Source organism: Algoriphagus sp. SE2 (assembly GCF_039563885.1).
GTDB lineage: Bacteria > Bacteroidota > Bacteroidia > Cytophagales > Cyclobacteriaceae > Algoriphagus.
In genome coordinates, this window is record NZ_JBCLWJ010000035.1 from 1 (window position 1) to 9755 (window position 9755).

Genomic DNA, 9755 nt, shown 5'->3' on the forward strand with positions numbered 1-9755 from the left:
TCTTTAGAAAAATCAGACAAAATCTCCTCAAGAAAAACGAATTAAGTAAATACCTTATTTATGCCACAGGTGAAATAGTTCTGGTTATTATTGGAATTTTAATTGCGCTTCAGATCAACAATTGGAATGAAAAAAGAAAAGATAATCTAAAAGAAGTTGCAAATCTTATAAGTCTAAAAACTGAATTAGAATTTTCACTTAAAGAATTGAATTCAGATTACCGTTCCAATAATAGTTATCATAATTCAGCATTAAAAGTTCAAAATTCCATAAGAAATAAACAACCCATTTCTGATTCGATGTACATAGACTTCTATTTAAGTTTTCAAGTCTCTTCTTTTTTTCCTAAAACTTCAACATATGAAACTTTTAAAAATGGCAATTTAGAGCTGATCAAATCCGATTCCTTGAAGATTCTCATAACGGATATTTACGAGGCTGGTTATAAACGAATAGTGTCCAGATATAATACAACAAGAATATCAGCTAGAACTAATTACTATCAAGAACACTTTAAGATCACTTCAAACGCTGCACCTGATGTAAGTATGGAGGAATTAAGAAGATCATTCAAAGCGATACCGAATAACTATGAATATATAATGAATGACCCTAAATTTGAATCGTTAATTTCGGAATCAATTTTTAACAAGAGACTTCTATTAAGAGATTTTGAAAATACCATCGAGCTTGTAAAAAAAGGAATTACTGAAATTGAATATTATTTAAAAACAAAAAAATCATATAAATAACGAAAACACAACAATATATATGAAACCGTTGACGGTAACTTAAAAACATTACGACAACCGAGAAATAAAGAGATTTAAATGAAAATAATAATATTGATTTTAACATTACTTACCATTGGAAATAAAATCTCTTTTGGACAAATAATAGATATGCACATGCATAGCTATACAGAAATAGACTTTTGGGTTGGTACGGCAAGAAATGGTCTTGAATCTAGTAAAACAGCCAATGAAACACTTGAACAAACTATTCAAAAAATGAACGAACATAATATTGAATACGCTGTGGTTTGTGGTTCAATTGAAAGTTTGGAAAGATATACTAAAGCTGACAAAAGGTTTATTCCAGGATATCAAGATAGCGAGGGAGAACTAATACCTATTGGAAAATTTGAGGAACATATAAAATCTGGGAAAATCAAAGTCTTTGGAGAAGTAATGGCTGTTTATAAAGGAAAGACACTTGCCGATTCGATTTATCAACCATATTTAGCCATTTGTGAGAAATATGAAATTCCAGTTGGTTACCACTCTGGTGGAAGTTTTCCAAATGCTCAACAATTAGGATGGCCTAATTATAGAATTAGCCTTGGTGACCCTTTTTTGATAGAAGATGTTTTGGTAAAATTCCCCAAATTGAAATTATACCTAATGCACGCTGGTGAAAACTTCTATGAAAATACTTTGAGAATGATGGATGGATATCCTAACCTTCACGCAGATTTAGGAGTGGAAATGTGGTTACATCCTATGACTAAAGACTTTGCTGTGAAGTTTTTGAAATCTGCAAAAGAATATGGATTTCTTGATAGAGTAATGTTTGGTTCTGACCAAATGGTATGGCCAGATGCAATTACAAATTCAATTGACTTTCTAAACGACTTGGATTTTTTAACAAAAGACGAAAAAGAAATGATATTCTATAAAAATGCAAAGAAGTTTTTGGGTATCGAAAACTAATTTTAAATAAAAAAAGACAACTGCCAACACCTTGTAAAAATAATTGCTTGGTTCTAGCCTACTTGAAACATCATGCGGATTTTCCTCTGGTTCGTTCCATTTTTAGTAAGTTAGTTGCTAGTACACGCAACTACCCTTACACAAACCGTTGTGCTTCATCCCGATAGCTATCGGGACCAACCGCTAACCAATGTTAATTATTATGAACCAAAGAATAAAACAAGTTTCCCATATCACATCATTTGTTGTATTTTTCACTTTCCTAATAAATTTGACTTACGGTCAGACTAATGAAAACAAACTGTTGGAAAGATGGGAGTTTTCCGAAAGCGAATTGAATTCGGCAGAATCGGACTATGCCAGAGGGAAAGGAATCAAATACTATCATTTCACATATTTGAGCAATGCCAAAAAAGTTAACGGGTATATGGCCGTTCCGGAAAATCTAACCAACAATCCGACGATATTATGGAATGATGGGGGCAATGCGAAATCCTTCCCTTTCACAGCAGAACAAGTGCCACGGAAATTTGGCGAGTTGGTAGAAAGCGGGTATGTAGTTGTAGCCTGTAATTATAAAGACGAAAGCAACGGCAAAGTGAAAGATGAATTTGGAGGAGAGGACGTGGACCACGTCGTCAATCTAATCGATATTCTCCACAGCTTTCCCGAAATCGACACTTTGGCTGTAGGAATGTTCGGCTGGAGCCGAGGGGGAATGATGTCTTATATGACTTTGGTCAGGACCGATAAGATCAAGGCTGTGGTAGTGGGTGGTGCGCTTTCTGATCTGTTTTTGAATAGTCAGAACCGGCCGGAAATGGAATTGAATGTGTATGCGGATTTAATGCCCGATTATAAAATCAGCCGTACGGCGGCACTGAACCGAAGGTCTGCCGTCAAATGGGCGGACCGGTTTCCCAAAGATGTCCCGATACTTATCTTGCATGGGACATCAGATTGGCGGGTAAGAGCCGAAAACTCTCTGCTACTGGCCCTGGAACTCAGCAAATATAGGGTCCCATACCGGCTGATTCTATTCGAAGGAGGGGATCATGGCGTTAGGGAATACCGTGAAGAACGACAAATAGAAGTCCTCGAATGGTTCAATCGCTTCCTGATCAGAAAAGAAAAATTACCAAATATGGAATTTCACGGAGGATGATATAAGCACTCATATGAAATGTGCTCTGCTTGTAAGAGACGGCAGTCTGGCGTAGGACTTTTAATCCGGCACTCGTCAAGAAACTCCGGAACTGGGTTATAAATTAACTCGATGACGAGGGTATATTATACTGGCCTAATAAATAAAAAGATAAGGAATTGAAAAACGAAAGCACAACAATAAATAAACGTCATTAAAACTGGTGTTTATTAAATCCATGTGTGCCAATACAAAAAATGATACTTATATGAAACAATACTTCTTATTCTTAATCCTCATCTTTACAATTACATCAATACATGCACAGACCAAATTAATTAAAGCTTCTGCTTACTTGGATGTGAAGTCTGGAAAATTGATACAACCAGCAAACCTTCTTATTGAAAATGGATTGATTAAATCAATTAATCCAAAATCTATTCCTGAAAATATAAAAGTAATAGATTTGGGTAGCCAAATTCTTTTGCCAGGTTTGATGGATATGCACGTTCATTTAAATAACGATTTCATTCCTAACTATTTCACTCTGTTCGTGACAGATAACGCAAGTAAAAGTGCTTTAAGAGCTGCAAAGAATGCTGAGGCAACTTTAATGGCAGGTTTTACTACGGTTAGAAATATTGGTCAGTTGCACCCCTCTATTGAACTAATTGATGTTGCTTTAGCAGAGGCCTCTGACAATGGCTGGATCAATGCTCCTCGTATTATTCCTACAGGACATGCCCTTGGGATTACTGGAGGACATGCCGACCTTTCAATGCAGGGTGGTTTTGCTGAAACTGTGATGGATTTAGGGCCTGAATATGGTATAGCTGACGGAACAGATGAATTTGTAAAAGCCGCGCGCTATCAAATCAAACATGGAGCAAAGGCAATTAAGATAATGGCCACAGCAGGTATGTCTTCTTTGGAGGGACCATCAGGGGCTCAACAAATGACAAAAGAAGAAATAACCGCAGTAGTGGAAGAAGCGAACAGGCACAATATAACGGTGGCGGCGCATGCACATGGTTCTGATGGTATTGTCGCATCGCTCCAAGCTGGGGTCACCTCAATAGAACATGGATCCCTTCTTTCTGATGAAGCAATCAAACTACTTATCCAAAAAGGAGCCTATTTAGTACCAACAAATGCTTTATTGGACATAATACCTTTAAGCTATGATAAGATGAATCCGATCGTTGTTGAAAAATCAAAAAACAATTTACCCTTGGCAATTGAGAGTCTTGAAAAGGCAATAAAGGCGGGTGTCAAAATTGCACTGGGTACAGATGCCCCGCTAGTACCGCATGGGAAAAATGCACTTGAACTTTCCGCAATGATGAAAAGAGGAATGAAATCCATTGATGCAATAAGAGCGGCTACCATAAATAGTGCAGAAATGTTAAAAATTAGTGATAGAGGAGAAATAAAAGAAGGATTATTAGCAGATATAATCGCAGTAGAAACAAATCCACTAGAAGATATTAAAACGCTAGAAAACGTAACATTTGTTATGAAAGGTGGGACAATTTATAAGAATGACTGAAGATTAAATCAGCACATAACCCTGTATAAAAATAATAGCCGAGACAGTATTAAATTCAAAGATTGCAACCCGTTTTAACTGTCGTTTATCTTGAATGGGGATTGGAACGGAATCGGCTACCATTCTTATACTCAACGTTGTGTAATAATTGAAACCTTTTTTTATTTTGCACAAAAGTAAAACACTTAATGAGTAAATTTAATAGAGCCTTCTTTTTTATATTATTGCTTTTTTTAAGTCAAAAAGCCATTGGCCAATATTCTATTTCTGGGTATTTAGACACACCAGACAAGGGCAAAAGAGTATATCTGAGTTTACTTGAATTTAATAATCTATATGGAATTAATGAAAAACAAATCTTAAGTTCTACCCTTACAGATAGTTTGGGGTATTTTTCTTTTGAAGGGAATTTACTTTCTGAGAAGCATGCCTTATATCGGATATACGCTAATATTAATGAAGGGATAGAGGGAATAGAAAAGTATGACACGGAAGACTTAAAGAATTTTCACAATTTTATTTTCTCCAATAACGACACGATTGTATTTGAAAAAAATAAAAAGTATTGGTTCTCTAGCGAAACGAATACTAATCCTATTGATAACCAACTGAAAGAATATAATCAGTACGCTTTAAAATTAAGAAACGAATTTGCTGATTTTCAAAATAATGAAATGGTTAGCCAATATGCTTCACAAATGCTTGTTGAATTGAAATCCTATATATTTCAAAAAAAGGCACACCCTTTAATTTCTTTAATTTTGATTGGTACTTTACCCCCAAGCGCTATAAAACAAGATTTAAAAGAGGATCCTAAGTTCTATTCTCAACTTCAGGAAAATTTAAACAGTTATTTTGAAAATTCCTTTTATGCAATTCAGTTTGAGGATTTTTTAGTAGACCTTAATAAGGAAGAAACTCAACAAGAACTTACCTACTATAAAAAACTAACTTACGGTTTAGGTGCTCTATGTGTTCTTTTAATAGCCGGACTTGTTTTTTCCATTTTAAGAATAAAGCAAATAAGTAGCAAAAAGTATACAGTTACCGATTTCAGTTTAACCAGCCAAGAAGAAACGGTTGCTGAATTAATGCTTGAAAACAAAACTAATAAAGAAATTGCTGCTGAATTATTTGTTTCTTTAAATACTGTAAAAACTCATATTCGCAATCTTTATGCGAAATTAGAAGTGAGTAATAGAGGGGAATTTGTTGAAAAATATAAAAATCACCCTAGGGATTAGCCCTCATTTCACCTTGTATTTTCTTAGTTTCCTTTGGTTTCTCAGATACTTTTGTTCGAAACAATAGTTGAAAAACCAAAAGAACAATGAACAAAAAAACCATCCTTTTTAAAATTGCATTTTTTATTTCAATAGCAATTTATAGTCAAACCACACAGACCATTAAGGTAATTGTACCTAACAAAACAGATGAGGTTTACATTACAGGAAATCAAGAATCACTAGGTAATTGGACTCCAGATAGAGTTAAACTAAAAAGAACCTCAGATTTTGAGAGAGAAATAGAAGTTTCTCTAACATTTCCAGCAGAATTTAAATTTACTAAAGGGTCTTGGAATAGTGAAGGAATCATAGAGTTTCCAAATAATCCTAATCTTGAAATACAGTCGGCAGAGAGCAGCTCAAATTTTACAGTTAAAACGTGGTCAGATAATTTAGACACTAGGGCATTAGATCTAGATTATGATATTCAATACGTAGACTCTAAGCTGATGGAGACAAAGCGTATGCTTAAAATTTCATTACCACAAAACTATAACCCATCAAAAAAATACCCAGTTGTTTATGTAACAGACGCACAAAGCGACAACTTTGATGTGGTTAAGAGTTATGTTCATGCTCTTTCAAGAAAACAATATACGGTGATCCCTGAATCTATCGTGGTAGGGGTTTATCAGCAGCAAAGAAATGATGATTTTTACGCTTCAAAAACAGGGCAATTCTTTGCAGAGTTTTTGACCCAAGAATTAATACCCTACATCGATTCTAAGTATAGCACTTCAGGATTTAACGCAATGGTTGGCCATTCAAATGGTGCTGAATACAATCACATCATGATGTTAAGAGAGGATAATCCATTTCGTGGATTTATATGTTTATCAACCTATCTTAAAGAAAATGATGAGAATAAAGACAGATTAGCGGATTTCTTTAAAAACTATCAAGGAAAGAACATCTATTATTTTATTGCTAACGGTCTTCAGGATCCGCCATCTAGATATAAGGCTGGAGGTGCAATTGATAGTATATATCAAAAGAACACCAATACTAAGATATTATTTGCAAACAATGATTTTAAGGCAAATCATCAAACTATTGTTACAGAAGGCTTATTAGATGGATTAAAGTTTATTTATCAAGATTATGCCAATATCGATAATTATCCTACAATCATTGATTTAGATAAAAACTATATAACCAATATTAAGACCAACTATGGAATAAATGAAGGATTTACTTTTGAGATGATAGAAGCATACTATAATGATATTATAAGTAGAAAAAGTAAAAAGGAATGGGAATATCTAATCGGATTTATCGAAAATAATGGTTTGTGGTTTGGTAGAGGTTTAGATCAAGTGAACATAGGAAATGGCTATTACAATATGGGTTTTTATCCAGAAACGATATCTTCTTTTAATAAGGCCATAGACGATATTGAAGACATTGATTTTTTGCAACTAGTCTTTTATGCTAATATAGAAAGACCAATAAATTCATACATCCACGAAGGAAATATTAAAGAATGTATTTCATTTTTAGAACGAGGAAGAGCAGCCTTATCTGAAGAATATTATTTAGGATTAACCTATCACATTGCTAAAGTATCACTACAAAACAAATTATCTGTAAATAAAGGTAAACAAGCCTTAGCGTATTGTAAAGCTAATTTTAATAAGAATAGATTTTTTAATCAAGATGATTTAAAAAAGCTAGAGGAATTAATTTAAACACTAATAAAGATTAAAACAACAAGACATGAAAACTAAAATATATATCACAATATTAACTATACTTTTTGCTGCCAATACTTTTGCCCAGTCTAAAGTTGAGGAGATTAAAATAGCGTCTAAAGAATTGAACCAAACTAGAGAAATTATGGTGTATACACCTAATGCTTATGAGCATAATCCTTATACACTGTTTAATGTAATTTATGTGTTTGACGCACAGAACCGAGAATTTTTTGATTATGCCAGTTCTATTGCCAACATTTCTAAAAATGCTGGTCAAGGTACCATAGTTGTTGGTATAAAAGCCACCTTGATTATGGGAGAATTTGAAGGGATTAACACTTGGGTTTATGCTAGAAATAACGATTTTCTTCCATCAACTACCCAAAGACTTGCAGGAAGAAAAGGAAATATGGAAAACTTCTATAAATATGTTAAAAATGAAGTGATTCCTTTTGTAGAATCGAACTATAGAGTTTTGCCACAAAGAATGGCTGTAGGACACTCATTAGGAGCATCCTTTTTACTCTATGCCATGACTGAATCTCCAGATATTTTTGACAACTATGTAGTTATTTCACCAAATATGGAATATGATAATAATTTTATTTTGAATCGCTTAAAATCTTTCGATACCAGCACATTAAGCTCAAAAAAGTATTTCTACATGAGTCATGCAGATGAAGCTGCTTGGGGTTGGGGAGCATCAAACAACGAAGCGTATACCCATTTAAGGGATAAATTAGATTCTGAAAAATTCGAGGTAACCATTGAAGAGCATCCAGAGGAAAACCACATGAGCAGTTTTATTCCAGCCTTACGTACTTCAATGAACAACTTCTTAGATACTATTCAACCCGAGTGGCGTAAAGAACTTTCTGAGGAAACTAATGAGGTAACTTTTAGAGTAAAAGTGTTTAATGAAGAAGACGATGTGTACATTTTTGGAAATCAAGAAAGTCTAGGCAATTGGCAAAAAGACAAAATAAAAATGAACCGAATCTCGCCATTTGTAAGAGAATACACTACAACTGTTCAAAACCATGTAGAGGTACAATTTTCTACAGATGGGAAAGAACTTAGCTGGATATCTACTGGAGATAAAGGCAGAAGTACTTACCCAATGATGGTTAGACCTAAAAAAGGAAGTACTTATACTTTTGAAATCGTGGAGAACAAACCATTTTAAAGTTTATTAAAGGTTGAAATAATAAGCAGTATACATTACAAAATGAAATTATTAAAAAGAATACTATTAGCTCTATTATTAGTTGTAATTATAGGGGGGACGGTAAGTTTTTTCTACTTTAAAAACAAATTTTTATCAGCTCCACCAAATGAGCTTACCGTTTCCAACTTAGGTCAAAGTTTTGATTTTTCATGGGGCAGTTCTACGGTTGGTGATAAAATTGAACCACATGCGTTTATGTTTGTGCCAGTTCGTATTCCTGGAGTAGACCACAAAATGGTGATGCAGTTTGATGTTGGTGCAACTAATACCGTATTACTTTACAAAAATATAGTCTCTATTAATGAAAAATATGGCAATATTTTTAAGATAGATACTGTTGATGGTAAATATAGAGTTCAAGACCTCGCTCTAAAAATCGGGAACGTAGATGTGAAAGCCAGCTCTTTAGGAATAGGAGCCATTGGAAACCCTATAAATTGGGCAGATACTACTCAAGTCATAAAAATAGGTACTGTAGGAAATGATTTTATTGAAAAGAATCCTATAACCATTGACTTCAAAAATCAGAAAATTAAACTAACCTCAGCTCTTGACCCCGATGTGAAAAATGAAGAGGATTACCAACCCTTTTCCTTCGATGGACGCAAAATATTTTTAAAAGCTAAACTGAATAAAAAACCTGTAGAATTGTGGTACGACTCAGGCTCTAGTGCATTCGAATTTATTGTTGAAGAAAAGGTGTTTAATGCAATGGCAAAACCAGGTGCAAAACGAGAAACCTATACAGGATACTCCTGGGGCAAACCTGTACCCATACACAATATTGAAAGTGAAGGCATGTTCGAATTTGGAAAAACTCAAGTCCCCCTGAACTATGTATCTTACTTCGAATGGCCTAATAAAATTCAAGCATTCATTTTGAAAGCAGCCAATATTGGGCGCGATTTGGGAGGAATGACGGGCAATAAATTATTCCTTGATAAAACATTGATTCTGGATGCGCCAAACTTACGCTACAAAGTAATAGAGTAGAAATTGGTTGTTTCAAAAACTTAATTCAAAAACTTAATCATGAAAAAAACTCTTCTTGTATTTATAATTTTTTCCAACTCCTTTACTTCAAAACTTTCAGCTCAAAATGGAATAGATTCAACTTTACTGAAAAAATTAGAGCACATGAG

Annotated in this window: 8 protein-coding genes; all 8 read left to right on the plus strand. The window is 34.1% G+C overall.

The window, feature by feature from the left end; translation table 11 throughout:
• On the plus strand, positions 1 to 752 hold a 752-nt coding region (locus AAGF08_RS20130; protein ID WP_343513237.1), incomplete at its 5' end, for a DUF6090 family protein.
• Between the two features lie 78 nt (positions 753 to 830).
• Entirely contained in the window at positions 831 to 1712 is an 882-nt protein-coding gene (locus AAGF08_RS20135; RefSeq protein ID WP_343513238.1) for an amidohydrolase family protein, read from the plus strand.
• A 202-nt stretch (positions 1713 to 1914) separates the two neighbouring features.
• The gene (locus AAGF08_RS20140; RefSeq protein ID WP_343513239.1) at positions 1915 to 2877 is read left to right on the plus strand and encodes a prolyl oligopeptidase family serine peptidase; all 963 of its coding nucleotides are present in this window, start codon (positions 1915 to 1917) and stop codon (positions 2875 to 2877) included.
• 247 nt (positions 2878 to 3124) lie between these two features.
• Complete coding sequence (locus AAGF08_RS20145; RefSeq protein WP_343513240.1) at positions 3125 to 4405, plus strand: amidohydrolase family protein; 1281 nt, start codon at positions 3125 to 3127, stop codon at positions 4403 to 4405.
• A gap of 188 nt (positions 4406 to 4593) precedes the next feature.
• The gene (locus tag AAGF08_RS20150) at positions 4594 to 5649 is read left to right on the plus strand and encodes a helix-turn-helix transcriptional regulator (protein ID WP_343513241.1); all 1056 of its coding nucleotides are present in this window, start codon (positions 4594 to 4596) and stop codon (positions 5647 to 5649) included.
• A gap of 86 nt (positions 5650 to 5735) precedes the next feature.
• Positions 5736 to 7379: an alpha/beta hydrolase-fold protein gene (locus AAGF08_RS20155; RefSeq protein ID WP_343513242.1), complete on the plus strand. Its 1644-nt coding sequence runs from the start codon at positions 5736 to 5738 to the stop codon at positions 7377 to 7379.
• 28 nt (positions 7380 to 7407) lie between these two features.
• On the plus strand, positions 7408 to 8571 hold the full coding sequence (locus AAGF08_RS20160) for an alpha/beta hydrolase-fold protein (RefSeq protein ID WP_343513244.1): 1164 nt from the start codon (positions 7408 to 7410) through the stop codon (positions 8569 to 8571).
• A gap of 42 nt (positions 8572 to 8613) precedes the next feature.
• Complete coding sequence (locus AAGF08_RS20165; protein ID WP_343513246.1) at positions 8614 to 9606, plus strand: hypothetical protein; 993 nt, start codon at positions 8614 to 8616, stop codon at positions 9604 to 9606.
• Positions 9607 to 9755 lie beyond the last annotated feature (149 nt).

What these genes read in the sequence shown, in the direction of transcription:
- AAGF08_RS20160 (WP_343513244.1), top strand. Translation starts at nt 7,408, where the DNA reads ATGAAAACTAAAATATATATCACAATATTAACTATACTTTTTGCTGCC.
- AAGF08_RS20165 (WP_343513246.1), top strand. Translation starts at nt 8,614, where the DNA reads ATGAAATTATTAAAAAGAATACTATTAGCTCTATTATTAGTTGTAATT.
- AAGF08_RS20145 (WP_343513240.1), top strand. Translation starts at nt 3,125, where the DNA reads ATGAAACAATACTTCTTATTCTTAATCCTCATCTTTACAATTACATCA.
- AAGF08_RS20140 (WP_343513239.1), top strand. Translation starts at nt 1,915, where the DNA reads ATGAACCAAAGAATAAAACAAGTTTCCCATATCACATCATTTGTTGTA.
- AAGF08_RS20155 (WP_343513242.1), top strand. Translation starts at nt 5,736, where the DNA reads ATGAACAAAAAAACCATCCTTTTTAAAATTGCATTTTTTATTTCAATA.
- AAGF08_RS20150 (WP_343513241.1), top strand. Translation starts at nt 4,594, where the DNA reads ATGAGTAAATTTAATAGAGCCTTCTTTTTTATATTATTGCTTTTTTTA.
- AAGF08_RS20135 (WP_343513238.1), top strand. Translation starts at nt 831, where the DNA reads ATGAAAATAATAATATTGATTTTAACATTACTTACCATTGGAAATAAA.